We start from the raw sequence: 17,962 nt of genomic DNA, 5'->3' as shown, positions 1-17,962 counted from the left end.
GTGCTGTGGGCACCGAAGAACAGGACTGTGGATTGTGGGAACGCCGTGACACACTGGCAGGGTGAAGAAGGTCATCATTCTCGGCTCCACCGGATCGATCGGAACCCAAACTCTAGAGGTCATTTCGTCACGTCGTGACCAGTTTGAGGTCGCTGGCATATCGGCAGGTGGCTCGGATGTTGGCTCACTAGCTCAGCAGATAATCGACTTCTCTATCCCCGTCGTAGCTGTCGCTCGTGAGGATGCCGCTGAGGAGCTTCAGCGGGCTTTGGCCGTGCAGGCTGGATCACGGGGCCGTATCGTGCCCAATCCTCGGATCCTTACTGGCCCGGATGCGTCGACAGAGCTGGCAGCTATGCCCGCTGATGTTGTCTGTAATGCCATTACCGGCGCGGCTGGTTTGCGACCGACCCTCGCCACCTTGGCCGCAGGGACCACTTTGGCCTTAGCGAACAAGGAGTCGTTGGTCATTGGTGGCAGGCTCGTTACTCAGGCGGCCGCCTCAGGACAGATTGTCCCCGTGGATTCTGAGCACTCCGCCTTCGCCCAGTGCCTACGAGGGGGCGGGCGCAACGAGGTGCGTCGCCTTGTTCTGACCGCATCCGGCGGACCTTTCCGCGGTCGCGACCGTGCCTCCCTGGCCGATGTCAGCGCTGCCGAGGCCATGAAGCATCCCACCTGGAATATGGGCCGGGTCATCACCATTAACTCGTCGACTCTGGTGAATAAGGGTTTGGAGCTGCTCGAGGCGGCCCTACTTTATGATGTTGATCTCGACGACATCACCGTCGTCGTCCATCCTCAATCCATCGTCCACTCGATGGTGGAGTTCTGGGATGGCGCCACTATTGCTCAGGCTTCGCCTCCCGACATGAGATTGCCGATTGCCTTGGGACTGTCTTGGCCGGATCGCCTTCCTGACGCAGCTGCCGGCTGCGACTGGTCGACGGCTACTCAGTGGACCTTCGAACCCCTTGACAACGACACTTTCGGGGCCGTCGAACTAGCCCGACGCGCTGGTCATGCTGCGGGTACTGCGCCGGCCGTGTTCAATGCCGCTAACGAGTCCTGTGTCGACGCCTTCTGTGCCGGAAGTATCGGTTTCCTCGACATTACCGACACCATTGCCGCGGTCCTTGACGAGCACCTATCCGGTGACGAGAACGACACCCTTGGTGCTCGACATGTCGGTGACGAGGCCCTCACCCTCGATGCCGTGTTGGCCGCCGACGCCTGGGGTCGTCGTCGCGCCGCCGAGGTGTGTGCCCGGGGGATTCGCCGGTGATAGTTGTAGTCGAAGTGCTGGCTGGAATCGTCTTCTTCGGCCTCATCATCCTCTCGGTGCTACTTCATGAGTGCGGTCACTTCATCCCGGCGAAGATCTTCGGGGTCAAGGTCACCGAGTTCTTTGCCGGGTTCGGACCGAAGATCTGGTCGTTCACGCGCGGTGAGACGGAGTACGGGTTCAAATGGATCCCGCTGGGTGGCTATGTGCGCCTCATCGGGATGTACCCCGCCAAGGTCCACCATCGTCACAGCAATCGGCTTACCAGATTTGCTGATGAGGCGCGTGTTGCTGAGGTCGAGGGCATCACAGACGCCGATCAAGGTCGGCTTTTCAGTGACAAGCCGGTGTGGCAGCGCCTCATCATCATGAGCGGTGGTATTCTTACCAATCTGCTGCTGGCCTTCCTGCTGTTCTGGGCGGTTTTCGGCATTCACGGACGAGCCGACCAGACGACGACAGTCGCTGCAGTCATCCCCTGCGCCCATTCCGCCCAGACCAGCGGCCCATGCTCCAAGGAAGACCGTCGTGCACCGGCTGCCGAGGCCGGTGTGCGAGCGGGGGATCGCATCGTCTCTTTTAACGGTCGACAGGTGGATTCCTGGTCGCAACTTCAGGAGTTCATCCGTGGTAATGGTGGCGGCGAAGTGCGTCTCGGAGTGGAACGCGATGGCGCTTTCGTCAGCCTTACGCCCACGCACACCCTCCTCACCAAGGTGCCTGACCTCAGCACTCCCGGTCGTACAGTCGAGGCGGGTTACTTGGGCGTGAGCCCGACGATGGTCATTGTTCATTCTGGGCCGGGCGATACCGTCTCCCAGATGTGGACGATGTCGAAACAGTCGTTGAGCGCATTGGCCAGACTTCCAGTTCTGACGTGGAACGTCGCCTCCGATCTGGTGACCGGTCAGGCTCGCGACGCCAACAGCCCAATGAGCATCGTTGGAGCCTCTCGGGTGGCCGGGGATGTTGCCGGCGATTCCCAGCTGACCTTGGGCGACAAGATCGCCACCGGTGCAAGCTTGCTGGGTGGCCTCAATCTCTTTTTGTTTTGGTTCAACGTCGTGCCATTGCCGCCCATGGACGGTGGACATATCGCTGGAGCCATCTATGAGGCAGGTAAGCGGGGGCTATTTAAACTTGCCAGAAAGCCTGATCCTGGCCCGGCGGACACCGCGATGATGCTGCCGGTGGCATGGACAATCGGGGCGCTTATGCTCATGATGGGACTCGTCCTCGTTGTCGCAGATGTCGTATCGCCGGTAAAAATTTTCTAATTATGGCTTCGTATCGGTGAATGAGCTGTAAATTATCGCTCGCAGTGCGGGAATGTTTGGTGAATTGTCAATGATGAGCATTCCTGTCCTCGTGCCGACCGTGGCAAGGTAACGCGCGTATGTTTCCTGCCTCACGAGGGGATTGCCATGACCACAATGTCTAGACGCGTCCTGATAGGTCTGGCTGCGGTGTCATGTAGTACGGCCATGATCGTCGCGGGGCAGCCTGCACATGCCGCGTCGCCCAGGCTAAGGCACTGACGGGTTGGGTCAACAAGACCTTCGCTGATGACCCGGTTTTTATGCTTGGTGATTTCAATGCTTATGCCATGGAGGATCCGATCCGCGCTAGGAAGGCCGCCGGGTTTAGCGAGGTCGTCGAGGAATATGATCCAGATGCCGCGAGCTGCGAGTTCTCCGGTCGCGTCGGGTCTCTGGACCACATTTTCGCCAATGCTAAGGCGCATGAGCTGGTTTCTGGCGCCGGTATCTGGGATACCAACGGGTCTGAGTCGGTGGCCATGCAGTACTCGCGTCGCGACGACATCGTGGCCGATTTACACCACCAGCCAGTTCGGTGCATCGGGACACTCGCCAGCCCTGGTGGGCTTCTCTATGCAGACTCCGGCCCCCAGCCCAGTATCGACGGCGTCCTCGACTCCGGCGGTGACCTTGGTAGTCGGTTCGGTCGGCCCGAGCACGGCTGTCGTGGCCCCGACTTCCGGACAAGGGTCCGCATTTCAGCCACGCCTGCCACGTACCGGAGTCTGATACGCCTTCTGCTCGCTTCGCTACCCGGCTGAGAGGTTTGCCTGGCGCATCGGGCTATGGGGGCGGCGAGATCGACCGACAGGGTTGAGTTTCACCCGCCCCCGTAGATGGTTGGCATGTACCGCGTCAGTGCCATGATGGAGATATGAACGCTTTCACGCCATCTTTGCCTGCCCCGCTTACCACTGCAGGCATTGCTGTGGCCCCGAGCGGACGTGTTGCCGCGCTATCTGCCGGACGCTCTGAGGCCTGGACCGCAGCGATCAACCACCGATTCGTCAATGAACTGTTCTCGGGTGAACTTGATGATGCGCAGCTATCTTACTACATCATTCAGGATAACCAGTTTTTCGTTCCTTTCTTGGAATTGTTGGGCGAGGCCCTCGTCCGTGCGGACACTGTGGAGGCGAAGCTGGTTTTCGGACGTCAGTTGGGCATGATATGCAGTGAGGAATCAGGCTGGTTTGAGGCTACCTTCGATGAACTTGGAGTCTCCCAGGCTGATCGTGCCCATCCGCACCTGTCGGAACCCACCCGCTCCTTTGAGAACCTCATGCATAAGGCTGTTAATACCCACCACTATCCCACGGTGTTGGTGCTGTTGGTGGTGGCTGAAGGTCTCTACCTTGACTGGGCCTCTCGCACCGATGCCCCGGAGCCCGGAGCTAATCTTCCTAATAAATTCTTGGGATGGGTGGATCTGCACCGAGGCGATGAGTTCCGTACCTGGGTGCAATTCCTGGTTGATGAACTCGAACGCGCTTCGGGACAGGTAGATCTTGAGGAACTTACTCGGTTTTGGAACGTGGCAGTGGACTTGGAATTGGCCTTCTTCAACGATGTGCCGTTCCCGCTCGAGGGCTGAAGAAACTCGTCAAAGGAAAATGTTCAAGGGTGCCCGGCGTGGTATGGAGAGCCTTCGGTACCCAGCCCAGCGCCGTACTGATGGGTCCGACGACGAGGACTGAGTGCTCGCTGTCAGCGTCACTACAGCGGCGACGGTGGTGACACAATGGAGACGACAACCCGCGATTTCAGGAGTGACACGTCAATGACCGTGAACCTGGGTATGCCTACCCCTCCCGTTCCGACCCTGGCGCCACGTCGTAAGACGCACCAGATCAAGGTGGGAGATGTGCTCGTCGGTGGTGACGCACCCATTTCAGTGCAGTCCATGACAACCACCAAGACTCACGACGTTGGTGCCACCCTGCAGCAGATCGCCGCCTTGACCGCTGCAGGTTGTGACATCGTACGCGTCGCATGCCCAACCGATAAGGACGCCGAGGTGCTACCGATCATCGCCAAACGGTCCCAGATCCCGGTGATTGCCGATATCCACTTCCAGCCGAAGTACGTCTTCCAAGCGATCGAGGCTGGCTGTGGCGCGGTGCGCGTCAACCCCGGAAATATCCGCAAGTTCGACGACCAGATCGAATCGATTTGTCAGGCTGCCACCGAGCACGGTACGAGCATCCGAATCGGCGTGAATGCTGGGTCTCTCGACAAACGTCTGCTTGACAAATACGGAGCCCCGACCGCCGAGGCCATGGTGGAGTCGGCGCTGTGGGAGGCTAGCCTCTTTGAGCAATACGGATTCCGGGATTTCAAAATATCGGTGAAACACCACGACCCGGTTGTCATGATCCGTGCCTATGAACAGCTCGCCGCCAAATGCGATTATCCCCTTCATCTGGGCGTTACTGAGGCTGGTCCGGCCTTCCAAGGCACCATCAAGTCGGCGGTGGCCTTCGGGCACCTCCTTGCCGAGGGTATCGGCGACACCATACGCGTCTCCTTGTCGGCTGATCCGGTCGAGGAAGTCAAGGTGGGTATCAAGATCCTGGAGTCGCTCAACCTACGTCCTCGAGGTCTAGAGATCGTCTCCTGCCCCTCTTGCGGACGTTGCCAGGTCGATGTTCTAACGCTGGCCAATGACGTTACTGATGCCCTTGAAGGGATTGATGCTCCGCTGCGCGTCGCTGTCATGGGTTGCGTCGTCAATGGGCTCGGAGAAGGCCGCGAAGCTGACCTGGGTGTTGCCGCCGGCAATGGCAAGGGCAAGATCTTCAAGCATGGCGAGGTCATCCGTACCGTTCCGGAAGGCGAGATCGTTCAGTTCCTCGTTCAGGAGGCCAACCGGATGGCCGACGAGATGGACACCACCGGGGCCGTTGAGGTCACGGTCTCCTGAGGTGAGGACCCGCGTCAGGCAGCTCGACGACGCCGACCTGAGCCAGACCATCGAGTTCCTCTCGCGTGCCCCGGTCGCCAACGTCTTCCTGCTGTCGAGGATCCGTCAGGGCGGGCTGGACAGTGCCCGGCTAGGATGCCCGGTCCACGGCGTCTTCCGAGGCGGTGAACTCGTCGGGCTCGTCCACATCGGGGCCAATCTCGTGCCGGTGATCGACGATGGCCGGGACAGCGCCGTCGTTGACGCCTTGGCGTCGAAGATCGGACGTTGGCGGCGGTCCTCGTCGATCATGGGCGCGGACGTGGCGGTCCTTCCGTTGTACGAACGGCTGGCCCAGATCGGTCCGGACACCTGGGGAAGGCCGCGTGAGGTGCGCTCCTGCCAACCTCTGCTGGCCATGTCGGATCGGCCCCGAGTGGTCCCGGATGCTCGGGTGGTTCGGATCAATGAGCGACACTTCGAACCGTACTTCCGGGCCGCCGTTGCCATGTACACCGAGGAGGTCGGCGTCAGCCCGTTAGACCCCGGGGATGGGTACCGACGTCACATGCTCGAGCTCGTGCGGCAGGGGCGTGGTCTTGGCATCGTTGACGACGGTGACGTGCGCTGGAAGTCCGACGTCGCCGTCACGTGGGGGAATGTTTGCCAGATCCAGGGGGTGTGGATGGACCCGGCATGGCGTGGTCGTGGCCTGGCCGCCCCGGCGATGGCTGCCGTCGTCGAGCTGGCCCGGCGCGACCACGACACCGTCTCGCTGTACGTCAACGACTTCAACACCCGTGCCTTACGCACCTACCGGAGGGTCGGGTTCGAGCGGATCGGGACAATGGCGACACTTCTCTACTGAGGGTCTGTGACGTGCAAGCCGACCTCGAGATGGGCGCGATGAGTATCGTCTGCAACCCTGGCATGCCGATGATGTGGGGCTGTGCAATCCAGACGGAGCGCGAGTAGCCCGCGCGGGGCGACTAGCCAGCATGCCAAGAACACTGCGGTGGCCACGAGGACGATCGTCCCACCGGCCGGAAGGTCGATCGACCACGACAGGTACAAGCCCACCAGGGCGCTGAATCCGCCGATGACCGGTGCCAGGACCATCATCTGCCCCAGCCGGTCGGTGAGCAGCCGGGCGGTGGCGGCCGGCGTCACCAGCAGGGCCAGCACGAGGACGTTGCCGATGACCTGCACGAGATGACGACGGTCATCGTCACCAGCACGTAGAGCAACAGATCCAGGGCGAACACGGGCAAGTCCGAGGCCCGCGCCGTCTCACGGTCGAGTCCGACGGTGACAAGCTCCTTATGGACGGCCCATTCCAGGGCTAGCACAAGCGCCCCGGCGACGCACACCATGACGATGTCGTCGTCGGTAATACCGGTAATTGACCCGAAGAGGAACTGTTGCAGCGACCCGGAATACCCCGGCGCCCGCGAGATGATGACGATGCCCAGCGCGAAGGCCCCGACGAAGAGGATGCCGATCACCGAGTCCTCCTTGAGACGCCGGTTCTGCGAGACGACCGCCACGAGGATCGCGGTAGTCAGCCCGGCGATGGAGCCGCCCAGCAGCAGCGACCCCTGCATGAGGAAGGCCACGGCCAGCCCGGGAAACACCGAGTGGGCAACGGCGTCACCGATGAACGCCATCCCGCGCAGAACGACGTGCGAACCGATGACCCCGGCGACTACCGAGCACACCAGGGCGACGAGCAGCGCCTTAGGCAGAAAACTCAGCAGGGGATTGGTGAGGTCGGACAAGAAGTCGAGAGGGGAGAGCATGATCACCTTCGTTCAGGCGGCATCTGCGCCGACGATTCTCAGCAGAGGCGACGAGCCAGAGATCCCGAAGGTCTGCATTCACATGGCCGGGTCGCGCAGCTGCTGGGGGGTCGAGTCGGCGATGACAGTCCGATTGACCAGGCACACTCGGTCGGCCGTGGCCATCGCCTGGGCCAGGTCGTGGGTCGTCATGACGAGGGTCGTCCCGGCCCCTGACAGCTCGATGAACAGCTCGGTGAGCTGCTCCTGGGTGGGCATATCGACACCGGTGAAAGGCTCGTCAAGCAGTAGCACTGACGGGCGCGTGGCCAGGGCGCGAGCAATGAGCACGCGCTGACGCTGGCCTCCCGATAATTCCCCGACGGTACGGTTGGCCAGTTCAGCCATTCCGGCAGTTCGCAAAGCGTCACGTACTGCGATGTGGTCGTCCTTGCAAGGCCGACGAAGCCACCCGATGTGGCGGGTACGTCCACTCATGACGACGCCGGCGACGCTGATCGGAAAATCCCACGCAAACTCGTGGCGCTGCGGAACATAACCAATATGGCGCCATCCCTTTCCAGGAGACGCGCCGGCGACTTTCACAGTGCCCTTAGCCGGCTTCACCAGGCCGAGCATGGTGCGCAGGATAGTTGTCTTGCCAGCACCGTTTGGGCCGAGCAGAGCCAGTAGGTCCCCCTTGCTGGCCGATATGTTCACGTCATGGAGCACCTGGAGCCCGCCCACATTGACGGCTACGTCTGTGATCTTGATGGATCCGAGGTCATTCATCTGGACTCGTTTCCGACATCTTTATGAGCTTCGCTTGCGCCAGTGTGTTCCTCGTTCCACACTTCGTCGCGTAATGTCTTCGATCTGGAGCGTCCCACCAAAGCGGCGATGATGATGCCAATGATGAGGGCTCCGGCCATGATCCCAGGCCCCCATAGGGTGCCAGCTCCGGAATCGTCAAAGGAGTTCTCAGTTGTGGCCGGAGCCGAGACGTTAGTAGCAGCGGCTGTTGACGAAGAAGATGCAGCGACCGATGGCGAAGGTCCTACGGCGCGGGCTTCGTTAGCGGGCCCTTTGTCACCGACAGCGAACCTCAACTTCGTCGAGTAAGAATGTTTAACCCCTGTGTCGTCGGTACCGCGAGCGTCGACGGAAATGGTCTGCGCTCCAGGATCAGAGAACACCCAGTTGGCATGAACGTGCGTATTGGCCTCCATATGAACCAGCTGCTCGCCAGGCTTGGTGGAGTTATACAGCGGCATGGGTGAGTCGAAACCGGTTTCAATGAACATGTGAGCTTGTCCCGGGCCTTCATGTCCTGTGAAGACGAGATCGGCTCCACGCGGGAAATTTTTGACGATCTCGGGGGCTTGGGTGTTCCAGCCCAGCCAGACGACTTTTTGGTCTTGGGTCTGAGGAATGACGTAGGCCTTTTCCCCGCGCATGTCCCCCAGGAAGGAATAGGTGTCATCGTTGGGCACGTCGATACGCGAAGCGTCCGCGACGCGCAGCACAGTGTCGTCAGTGTTGCGCCAGACTGGCGGGTTCGCGGAGTCGTCACGGGCCATGAGGGAGAACTTTCCGTCAACAATGCGAGGACCGATGTCGACGTGGCCGCGCTTGATCTCAGCCGGACCTTTCGCCACCTTCTCGTTATCTGAAATGGTCTGTTTGAGAGCGGGATCGGGCGGAATGGTGGGCGAGGCTTGGGCCGGCTGGGACAGGGTGGCGCCGGTGGCGAGCGCGATGAACATGGCAGACAAGGCTGCCAGCGGACGGTTGATCATGGATGCCTCCACAGTGGGCCTCATCCCAAGCACTTGGCTAGGGAGTCGGCATCGAATCTCATGAGGTCGATGTAGTTGGTGACGTGGTCATCGAAGGTGTCGCCATAGATGGGGCACACCGTGACGCTGTTTTCAGCAGCGATCGCAGCTAGCACCGAGGAACCGCGCAGCACGTTGGGTTCCAGAAACACCGCCGGCACTTTGAGGTCAGCGATAGTCTGATTGAGCTTGCGTCGCTGAGCCATGGACGGTTCCACACCGGGGTTGGCAGTGACGAATCCAGCGATGTGCATACCGTGAGCCTGGGCAAGGTAACCGTAAGCGTCGTGGCTTGTAATAAGCTGACGCCGTCCCCTCGGGATGCTCGCAATCTTGCGATCGACATAGTGCGATGTCTCTTCCAGTCTGGTTAGGTACCTTTTCGCGTTCTCGCGATAGGTCTGCGCCTCGTGAGGATCAGCCTTGATGAGAGAGTCACGGATGACCTGCACATAGGCTTTGGTGTTCTTAATGCTCATCCACAGGTGAGGGTCAATCTCACCGTGAACATGGGCGCCGAGAACAGCCTGAGGCAGCTGGTGGATCGGGGATCCGGGATGTCCCAGAAAGCGGAAAGCCGGCGATGGGGGTATCTCGGTGAGGGCTTTTGGGGGCACCCACACGACTGTTTTGTCGGGGTCCAGACGCTTCTGGGTACGTACGCCGCCACCTGTCGGGTCGGACAGGATTGTCATTGTGCCCTCGTCGATGTCGGCAGACAGGTCTGCATGTCCCTGATCGACAACAGTTCGATCGGCAAGTTCAGGGATCGTTCGCGGATCGGCCCCGACAGCGATCGTCAAGGTTTGGGCGCCGAACGAAGCGTTGCCCTGGGGAGTCGATAGGGTGGCCGCGAACACCGCTTTATACACCCCAGGTTTGCTAAAGGCCCACGACATGTGGGTGTGGGCGTCGGTGGGAAGCTCGACGTCGTCACGCTCGTCGACGCCGTCAGCCGTCGAGTAGTAGATCTGAGGTCGACCAAAGGTCCCAGTGATATAGGCGGTGAGGTCCCCAGGCCCCTCCACGGACGTCAGCTGGAGGTGGACCGAGGAAGAGCGGTCGGATCCCCGCCTGGCGCCCTTGCCAATGACGCGCAACCCCAGCCACACGGTGTCTAGGTTGGCATTTTCAACCAGCGGGATCACTTGTGCGCCGTACTTTTGGGCTTCCTCAGCCAGGGAGACATTGATAGATCCCGTAGGTAGGGAAGAGTCGATGGTCTTGATGACCGAATGAGGTTCGAGCATGAGGTAGTTCGATAGCGCGACTCTCGAATACACGACGGTCCGAACGTCACGCAGCGACGGCTCATAGGTGTGGGGGTCTGCTCCTGAAGGCACCATGGAGGTGACGGTGGCACGATCACCGGCAACCTGACGCGTCAAGTCGGCGAGGATAGGCGTGGTCGTTACTATGGAAAGCTTGTCACGGGACGTGGGAGCGTGGCCGAACCCAGCCAGCAGGCTCAGCGCGGCCACGAGGCATAACAGGCGTTTCTTCACCCGCGTCGTCTCCTCGCCAGAAGGAGAGCGCCAGCTACGCCGAGAACCACGAAGGTCCCGGACACCAGACCCTGGTTCGTATGAGAAACGATGCCGGTGTCACCGAACTCGCCGTTTTCACCGGAACCAGGCAGGCCGGCCGCCTTGAGATCACACGGCTTGCCATCGGGGGTACGTCCCACGATGGTGTAACCCGGGTCGGCGTTCTGGTCGGTCTTGGGCGAGGCAGACAACTTGCCCAAGGAAGCCGCAACCGGCGACGCATTAATACCTACCGCGAAGTGGAGGGTGCCAGTGGCGCTGAGCTTCTTTCCACTCTTGGTCGTGGCCGATTGAGTGACAGTTACGGTGTAGTGGCCCGGGGCGGTGAACACCCAATTCGGATGGGCATGGGTGTTCGCCGGGACGGTGTAACCGGTTGGTCCACCGACGTTGTCGAAAGCTCGCTGGCCCACGCCGCCACCGAAGGTGCCGGACATAAACACCGCCATCTTGCCAGGGCCGCTGACCTTGTCCAGGTGCATGTGGACCGGGCCGGTGGTCCCGTTAATGATGGACTCGTGCATCGTATTGACGCCTAGCCACGGCACGCCAGGTACCTGGGTGGCGCCGATGAGCCACACCTTGGTGCCGCCCTTGGCGATGAACTCCATGCCGGCAGGCGCGGTGGTATTGGCTTTGTCCCCAACTGCCATCACGATGCTCGAGGGATCGACCCACGTCGCCGGGGCAGAGCGATCATCTTTGAGGGCCGAGATGAGCTTGCCAGGCTGTAGTTGGACGCCCCAGTCGAAGTGGCCCTCGGTAGCGATGGCTGCCGACTGGCCAGCAGACCGAGCGACGGTCTTCTTCACGGCGGCCGCTTTGTTCGGGATCTTTACCGGGTGGCAGATCTCCTTCTTGATAGAGGAGCCGCTGCGTGTCACTCTCGTCGACCCATTCGAGCTGGCACTGTCATTTTCTAAGGTGTTATGGATCACGCCAAGGTCATCGAATGGCTTGTCGGAGCTACCCCTGTTGCTGTCTTTCTCGGGGGCCGGGGTGCCAGTGTTACTGCGAGCCGGGGAGCCGGCGACGCGGTCGGTTGAGCAGCTATTGGCGGCGATGGCCATGGAACCAACAGCCCAGGTGTAGGTGTGGGCTCCAGTGCTGACGGTCGTGCCGTTGCGAACGGCGGTGGCGTCAACCGTCATCTGGTAGAGACCGGGCTGGGTGAACACCCAGTTGGCATGTACGTGGGACGGCTGCTCGACGGTGATTGTGCCAGGCATGGTGTGTGAACCACCGTCGAGCAGAGTCTGAACGTTGCCGAAGGAGCTCTGCGAGAACAGGTGTACCTTGCCGGGTCCTTTGACGTTACGGACGTTGATCTTGACGTCGCTAAAACCATTGCGTTTGACGTCAAAGGTCTCCCATCCCGGCCATAGCAGATTCTGGTTCTGCGTCATGGGCAGCAGATAACCCTTGGGAGCACCGGGGTATCCCCTTGGGATGGTCGTCAAGGCAGAGTCCTTCACGGCCAGCAGCACGCTCTCCGGAGCATGGAGTACTCCTTCGCCGGTCACGTCCTCCTTGACCTTGAGATCAAGGCCGTTCTTGGCGGCCGATCCAACGCGGAAAACGTCGGAGTGACCATGGTCAAGGACCAACCTCTGGGTGCAGGGCGTCTTATTGGCTTTTGGCTTCAGAACTGGCTTACGGGTTTGTTCCCGGGGCTGGGATCGCTTCTGGGGTCGGGCGGGGGTTGGTTTCGGTGCGACCGAGGTCTTGGGCGGGGTGATGCTTGGAGTTGGGGACGGAGTGGGCGTCGGCGGCGGAGTTAGTTTTCCCCACGGTTCAGGGAGGGGAGTCGTGTCGCCGACCACCCAGGTGTAGGTGTGCGGCGTGGTCTGGAACTTCTTGCCGGACCTGTGCGCTGTGGCCTGAACGGTCATGGTGTACACGCCTGTCTTGCCAAACACCCAGTTAGCGTGCACGTGGGACGGCTGAGCGACAGTGATAGTGCCAGGTAGCTCGGTCGCGTTGCCGTCAAGCAGGGGCTGGACGGCACCGAAGGAACCTTGGGAGAACAGGTGTACTTTGCCGGGGCCCTTGACGTTGCTGACCGTGATCTTGACCGAATCGAAACCGTTACGCTTGACGTCGAAGGTCTCCCACCCTGGCCACAGCAGATCTTGGTTCTGCGTCAGCGGCAGGACATATCCCTGAGGGGCGCCAGGAAGGGTGGCCGGGATATCGGTGAGAGCGGAATCTTTGATTTTGAGAAGGACGTTCTCAGGGGCGTGGAGTGCCCCGTCACCGGTGACATCCTCTTTGAGCTTGAGGTCGATACCGCCGTCGGGGGCCGATCCCACCCGGAAGATATCGGCGTGTCCGTGGTCGAGCACGGTGCTGTCGTCGGCATCCGGTGAAGGAGAAATGTCGGTGGAATAGCGATCGTTGAGGTCATTGCTATCCCCGAGTACTTGAGTGGTGGGCCTGTCGGTTGCCTGATCCCCCTCGGTGAGGGCGGCGTCGACATGGCCGTTGTGCAGGAGCTCCTGGTCCGGCGCTGCCGCGTTCGCCGATGACGGGTTGATCATCAGGAACGTCAGTAGGGCGGCAAGGAGCGATGCGAACCGTTTCACGGTGGCCTCCATTGTCTTCCTGTGATGTTCGGCTAACTTATAATGAGAACGGTTATCGATTCTACTTGGGGTCGGCGATCCCGTACGAGACGGTGGTGCCTGCCGCTAGGATTCGACATGGCCGTGGCCGGTCACGCCGAAGGGCGGCGGAGGGTCGAGCGCGGTCGGAAAGGTACACGTCGTGTTGACGCGCATGTCACAGCTGTTCGTCCGAACCCTGCGAGAAGACCCGGCCGATGCCGAGGTCCCTAGCCACCGCTGGCTCGTCCGGGCTGGATATATCCGCCGGGTCGCTCCCGGCGTCTACTCGTGGCTCCCGCTCGGGCTCCGAGTGATGCGCAGGATCGAGGCCATCTGCCGCGAAGAGATGGCTAGCATCGGGGCTCAGGAGGTGAGTTTCCCCGCGCTACTCGCTTCTGACCCTTACAAGGAGACCGGACGCTGGGTCGAGTACGGCGATAACCTCTTCCGTCTCAAAGACCGTAAGGGGGTGGACATGCTGCTAGGACCGACCCATGAGGAGATGTTCACCCTCATGGTCAAGGACTTGTACTCCTCGTACAAGGACCTGCCACTGTGCCTCTATCAGATTCAGAACAAGTATCGCGACGAGGCTCGTCCGCGTGCCGGCATCCTGCGCGGTCGTGAGTTCGTCATGATGGATGCCTATTCCTTTGATGTCGCTCAGGAAGGGCTCGACGAGGCCTACCAGGCTCAACGCGACGCCTACATTCGCATTTTCAACCGACTTGGATTCGACTACGCCATTGTCAAGGCCATGTCCGGCCCAATGGGTGGATCTCGATCCGAGGAGTTCCTAGCCGTTGCAGCCAACGGTGAGGACACTTTCGTTCGTTCTTCCGGCGGTTACGCTGCCAATGTGGAGGCCGTCCGGATGGCCGTTCCTGATCCGCTGCCCATCGACGGGTTGCCGGAGGCTGAGGTTGTTGATACCCCTGACTCCCGGACCATCGAGTCGCTTGTCCGGATCGCCAATGAGGTGCGTCCGCGAGCGGACCGTCCGTGGACTGGGGCCGATACCCTGAAAAACGTTGTATTCATGGTGGCCCATCCTGACGGCACCCGCGAGCCATTAGCCATCGGGCTTCCTGGAGATCGTGACGTTGATGAGAAGCGACTGGAAGCGGTTCTGGAGCCCGCGGTGGTTGAACCCTTCACAGAAGAGGACTTTGCTGCCAATCCGCAGTTGGTAAAGGGCTACATCGGGCCGGGAGCCCTCGGCGAGGATAACTCCTCAAAGGTGCGGTACCTCGTTGATCCCCGCGTCGTGACCGGGACGTCATGGATTACCGGAGCTGACCAGAAGGATCGACATGTCTTCAATCTTGTAGCCGGTCGCGATTTCACCCCCGATGGCGTTATTGACGTCGCCGAGATTCGCGAAGGTGATCCGGCTCCTGACGGCAGTGGTGAACTCCACCTAGCCCGCGGCATCGAAATCGGCCACATCTTCCAGCTTGGTAAGAAATACGCTGATGCCCTTGGGCTCAAGGTGCTCGATCACAACGGCAAGCTGGTGACGGTCACCATGGGTTCTTATGGTCTGGGCGTCTCCCGCGCCGTGGCCGCTATCGCTGAGGGTACCTGTGACGAGAAGGGGTTGTGTTGGCCACGTGAGGTTGCCCCCTACGATGTCCAGGTGCTCGCCACCGGCAAGGGAACGGAGATCCTTGACGAGGCCACGCGCATTGCCAGTGAACTGGCCGAGGCTGGTCTCGAAGTCCTCCTAGACGACCGCAAGGCGTCCCCTGGAGTGAAGTTTGCTGATAGCGAGATTCTCGGCATGCCAACCTCTGTGGTCGTCGGCCGGGGGCTCAAGGATGGCCTAGTCGAAGTTCGCGACCGTAGTACGGGTGAGAACCGTCAGGTTAGCGTAGCCGAGGCTGTGTGCGCCGTCCTCAAGGAGGTGCGCGGGTGAAAGCTGAAGTGGCGTTGATCGTTTAACTGACCGACATCTGCACGTTGCTGTATGATCGCCAACTGTTCTCGAAAACTGGCGCGGAAGTGACCCAATAAACCCTGACAATGGTGCTCGTAAGTCAGGCTGAACGGCCCCTCGACCTTGCGAAAGGTGAATGATGCCCGAGAACGAAGACGAGTTGACCAGAAGTGTCGACAAAGCGGCCAGAAATACGCTGGGACGGCGGACGTTTCTTGGTGGTGTGACCCTGGTCGCCGCTGCGGCGGTGACCGGCACCACCCCAGCGTTGGCCCATGCGTCGAAGCGTCTCCATTCCACGTCCGGCACCACCCTTGAACAGGTGGGTCTGCTAGATCCGGGCAGCGGCTACCGCAGGATCAAGGCACAGCGCGGTTACCCGCTCGTCGTCCGTGAGGAACTCGCTAGGGGCAAGAGCGGACGCGACGACCGCCGCGATGGCTTGGCGTCCTTCGTCCAGGTGACCGACCTGCACGTGACTGACGTGCAGTCACCGATGAGGGTCGAGTTCCTGCATCCGCTGGCTGGCCCGGCCTTCCGCCCGCAGGAGGCGTTGGGGCCACTCGCTACGGCCTCTTTGGTGCGCCGAGTCAATTCGCTTCAGGGCGGTCCGGCTACTGGCCGGGCCTTTGACGCTCTCGTCAGCACTGGTGACAACACCGATAATCACGAACACGTGGAACTCGACTGGTATCTCACGTTGTTGGCCGGTGGCACGATCGTTCCCAATACCGGTGCCCGCGATCGCTGGGAAAGTGTGCAAACTTTCGGGAATCCGCTGTTCTACAATCCCGAATCGCATAGCAGTGACATATACAAGCGTGCCGGTTTTCCCCAGGTAGACGGCTATTTCCGTCGCGTTATGGCCCCCGTGACCTCTTCTGGCGTGAAGATTCCGTGGTATGCGGTATTCGGGAACCACGACGATTCGATCCAGGGCACCCTGCCTTCTGACTGGGGACTGCTGAAGACGATGTACACCAGTGATCGCAAAATCACCGGTTTCGCCAGTGACAACGACACCAAGGCCTACCTCCAGGCGGCTCAGGGAAACGGACCAGTCGCCCTGTCCAACGATACTGTGTCGCTGACTCGACAGATTACCGCGGACGAACGTCGCGTGCCCTTCACCCCCTTCGAATTCATCAAGGCTCATTTGCGTGACGGCGTCAATGGTTCGGGCCCGCACGGTCATGGTTTCAGCGAGGATGACCTCAATGCCGTGCGCGGTTACTACACCTTCTCGATTGCCAACGGCGTGACCGGAATCAGCCTGGACTCGACGAACCGGGCCGGGTACACCGATGGTTCTATCGACGACCGTCAGTGGAAGTGGCTTAAATCCGTGCTGCGCGCTGGCAGTAGCGTGTACTACGACGATCTCGGCGTGCGTCATCATCACGATGTGAGCGACACAATGTTCGTCCTCTTCAGTCACCACGACTCGATGACGATGAACAACCCCGTCCTCCCCGGCGACGGTACGGGCATCCGTCATCTCGGCCCGGAATTGGTCTCCCTGCTATCGCATTACCCGAACGTGCTTGCCTGGGTCAATGGACACGTGCATGCGAACAACATCACCGCACACCACCATGCTCTCGATGCCCGTCGCAGCTGGTGGGAGATCAACACGGCTTCCCACGTCGACTTTCCCCAGATGGCCCGCATCATCGAGCTCGCCGACAATCACGACGGCACCGTGAGCATCTTTACCACGCTCATCGAGTCGAATGCTCCGTACCAGGCCGATTACGACACCACCGACCCAGATGGTCTGGCCAGTTTGTACCGAGAGTTTGGTGCGAACGACATCCATACGAGAATGGGTAGGCTCGGTACATCGGTCGATCACAACACGGAGTTGCTACTGGCGCATCCTTGGGCCTGAGGCATTTCCGGACCGAGAACACATATTGGGTCCCGCCCCGTCGGGGTGGGACCCTTACTGCTGGTGTCACAGGGAAGGTTGACACGTGACGTCTTGGGTCTTTGCTGGACTTGTCCTTGCCGCCTTTATGGCGGGTTGGGTCAACGCCGTGGTGGGCGGAGGTGGACTCATCATGTTGCCATCCTTGCTGGTCGGTCTACCGACCGAGACACCGGTGGCGACGATCGTCGGCACGAACAAGGTAGCTCAGGTCGTAGGGAACCTCACGGCTGGAGTGGGGTATCTGCGTAAACAGCGTCCAGATTGGCGAATGTTCCTGTGGACGGCCGTTCTGGCTGGTCTAGGTGCCGTGCTGGGTGCGCGCATCGTCACTTACATGTCGCGGGCTGTCTACACGCCCATCCTTCTGGTGGTGCTGGTCATCATCGGCATCTATACCTGGAGGAGGCCGTCACTGGGGGCGGGCCACAATGGCGAGGGTGGCAAACACCCCATCCTGGTTCCGATCATCGGGTTGTTCCTCGGGTGCTACGACGGCGCTATCGGGCCGGGGGTCGGAACCTTCTGGGTACTTACGTACGTCGCTGTTGGCGGGTATTCTTTCCTTAAAGCTTCCGGAATGGCGAAGATTTGCAACGCGGTAACAAATCTCGTCACTATCACCACGTTGGCGATCCACGGCCACGTCTGGTGGCATATCGCTTGGCCGCTGGTTATCTCAAATGTTCTCGGGGGATTAATCGGTGCCCGAGCAGCTATGAAACATGGCAACGGCTTCGTACGGACGATGTTTCTTATCGTTACCAGTGTTCTGGCGGTGCGAATGCTCGTTCAGCTGATCTGGAGAGTCTAACCAG

General features: G+C 60.5%; 13 protein-coding genes and 1 pseudogene. 9 read left to right on the top strand and 5 right to left on the bottom strand.

Annotated features, from left to right (window positions below):
* Positions 1–61: 61 nt before the first annotated feature.
* The 6 genes from dxr (at position 62) to ACOYO3_RS08820 (ending at position 6,374) form a co-directional block, all read left to right on the top strand.
* Positions 62–1,285 carry a 1-deoxy-D-xylulose-5-phosphate reductoisomerase gene (gene dxr, locus ACOYO3_RS08845; protein WP_002518367.1) on the top strand — a complete coding sequence of 408 codons (1,224 nt, stop codon included), beginning with the start codon at positions 62–64 and terminating at the stop codon, positions 1,283–1,285.
* On the top strand, positions 1,282–2,562 hold the full coding sequence (locus ACOYO3_RS08840) for a M50 family metallopeptidase (protein ID WP_002518438.1): 1,281 nt from the start codon (positions 1,282–1,284) through the stop codon (positions 2,560–2,562). The genes dxr and ACOYO3_RS08840 overlap by 4 nt, the downstream gene beginning before the upstream one ends.
* Positions 2,563–2,864: 302 nt before the next feature.
* Entirely contained in the window at positions 2,865–3,365 is a 501-nt protein-coding gene (locus tag ACOYO3_RS08835) for a nuclease (RefSeq protein ID WP_002518447.1), read from the top strand.
* A gap of 113 nt (positions 3,366–3,478) precedes the next feature.
* Positions 3,479–4,198 carry a TenA family protein gene (locus ACOYO3_RS08830; RefSeq protein ID WP_002516981.1) on the top strand — a complete coding sequence of 240 codons (720 nt, stop codon included), beginning with the start codon at positions 3,479–3,481 and terminating at the stop codon, positions 4,196–4,198.
* A gap of 147 nt (positions 4,199–4,345) precedes the next feature.
* On the top strand, positions 4,346–5,527 hold the full coding sequence (gene ispG, locus ACOYO3_RS08825; RefSeq protein ID WP_002519294.1) for a flavodoxin-dependent (E)-4-hydroxy-3-methylbut-2-enyl-diphosphate synthase: 1,182 nt from the start codon (positions 4,346–4,348) through the stop codon (positions 5,525–5,527).
* Between the two features lies 1 nt (position 5,528).
* A complete protein-coding gene (locus ACOYO3_RS08820) occupies positions 5,529–6,374 on the top strand; it encodes a GNAT family N-acetyltransferase (RefSeq protein WP_002516919.1) in 846 nt (281 codons plus the stop codon).
* Here the strand turns inward: ACOYO3_RS08820 and ACOYO3_RS08815 are convergent.
* The 5 genes and pseudogenes from ACOYO3_RS08815 to ACOYO3_RS08795 all read right to left on the bottom strand — a co-directional run bounded on the left by ACOYO3_RS08815 (position 6,368) and on the right by ACOYO3_RS08795 (position 13,266).
* A pseudogene (locus ACOYO3_RS08815) lies at positions 6,368–7,305 on the bottom strand (anchored repeat-type ABC transporter permease subunit). The gene ACOYO3_RS08820 and the pseudogene ACOYO3_RS08815 overlap by 7 nt on opposite strands.
* Positions 7,306–7,383: 78 nt before the next feature.
* Positions 7,384–8,076, bottom strand: coding sequence for an anchored repeat-type ABC transporter ATP-binding subunit (locus ACOYO3_RS08810; protein WP_002524779.1), 693 nt, complete (start codon positions 8,074–8,076; stop codon positions 7,384–7,386).
* Entirely contained in the window at positions 8,073–9,107 is a 1,035-nt protein-coding gene (locus tag ACOYO3_RS08805; RefSeq protein ID WP_002520238.1) for a choice-of-anchor M domain-containing protein, read from the bottom strand. The genes ACOYO3_RS08810 and ACOYO3_RS08805 overlap by 4 nt, the downstream gene beginning before the upstream one ends.
* Positions 9,104–10,627 carry an anchored repeat ABC transporter, substrate-binding protein gene (locus ACOYO3_RS08800; RefSeq protein ID WP_002516883.1) on the bottom strand — a complete coding sequence of 508 codons (1,524 nt, stop codon included), beginning with the start codon at positions 10,625–10,627 and terminating at the stop codon, positions 9,104–9,106. The genes ACOYO3_RS08805 and ACOYO3_RS08800 overlap by 4 nt, the downstream gene beginning before the upstream one ends.
* The gene (locus ACOYO3_RS08795) at positions 10,624–13,266 is read right to left on the bottom strand and encodes a TIGR03773 family transporter-associated surface protein (RefSeq protein ID WP_002518465.1); all 2,643 of its coding nucleotides are present in this window, start codon (positions 13,264–13,266) and stop codon (positions 10,624–10,626) included. Before ACOYO3_RS08795 ends, ACOYO3_RS08800 begins: the two co-directional genes overlap by 4 nt.
* Positions 13,267–13,447: 181 nt before the next feature.
* On the opposite strand from ACOYO3_RS08795, the gene ACOYO3_RS08790 reads away from it, so the two are divergent.
* From ACOYO3_RS08790 to ACOYO3_RS08780, 3 genes are all read left to right on the top strand, one after another.
* Positions 13,448–15,193, top strand: coding sequence for a proline--tRNA ligase (locus ACOYO3_RS08790; protein ID WP_427305851.1), 1,746 nt, complete (start codon positions 13,448–13,450; stop codon positions 15,191–15,193).
* Positions 15,194–15,350: 157 nt separating this feature from the next.
* On the top strand, positions 15,351–17,105 hold the full coding sequence (locus tag ACOYO3_RS08785) for a TIGR03767 family metallophosphoesterase (RefSeq protein ID WP_002520235.1): 1,755 nt from the start codon (positions 15,351–15,353) through the stop codon (positions 17,103–17,105).
* Positions 17,106–17,190: 85 nt separating this feature from the next.
* Positions 17,191–17,958 (top strand): sulfite exporter TauE/SafE family protein, encoded by a 768-nt coding sequence (locus tag ACOYO3_RS08780; protein ID WP_014167003.1) that lies wholly within the window; start codon positions 17,191–17,193, stop codon positions 17,956–17,958.
* The last annotated feature ends 4 nt before the right edge of the window (positions 17,959–17,962 follow it).

The organism is Cutibacterium sp. KBN10P07758 (genome assembly GCF_050286205.1).
GTDB classification, from domain to species: Bacteria; Actinomycetota; Actinomycetes; order Propionibacteriales; family Propionibacteriaceae; genus Cutibacterium; species Cutibacterium acnes.
Note: the sequence above shows the minus strand (reverse complement) of the source record. Positions and strands in the feature narration are given on the sequence as shown.

What these genes read in the sequence shown, in the direction of transcription:
- ACOYO3_RS08835 (WP_002518447.1), top strand. Translation starts at nt 2,865, where the DNA reads ATGCTTGGTGATTTCAATGCTTATGCCATGGAGGATCCGATCCGCGCT.
- ACOYO3_RS08830 (WP_002516981.1), top strand. Translation starts at nt 3,479, where the DNA reads ATGAACGCTTTCACGCCATCTTTGCCTGCCCCGCTTACCACTGCAGGC.
- ispG (WP_002519294.1), top strand. Translation starts at nt 4,346, where the DNA reads ATGGAGACGACAACCCGCGATTTCAGGAGTGACACGTCAATGACCGTG.
- ACOYO3_RS08810 (WP_002524779.1), bottom strand. Translation starts at nt 8,076, where the DNA reads ATGAATGACCTCGGATCCATCAAGATCACAGACGTAGCCGTCAATGTG.
- ACOYO3_RS08805 (WP_002520238.1), bottom strand. Translation starts at nt 9,107, where the DNA reads ATGAGGCCCACTGTGGAGGCATCCATGATCAACCGTCCGCTGGCAGCC.
- ACOYO3_RS08795 (WP_002518465.1), bottom strand. Translation starts at nt 13,266, where the DNA reads ATGGAGGCCACCGTGAAACGGTTCGCATCGCTCCTTGCCGCCCTACTG.
- ACOYO3_RS08790 (WP_427305851.1), top strand. Translation starts at nt 13,448, where the DNA reads ATGTCACAGCTGTTCGTCCGAACCCTGCGAGAAGACCCGGCCGATGCC.
- ACOYO3_RS08785 (WP_002520235.1), top strand. Translation starts at nt 15,351, where the DNA reads ATGATGCCCGAGAACGAAGACGAGTTGACCAGAAGTGTCGACAAAGCG.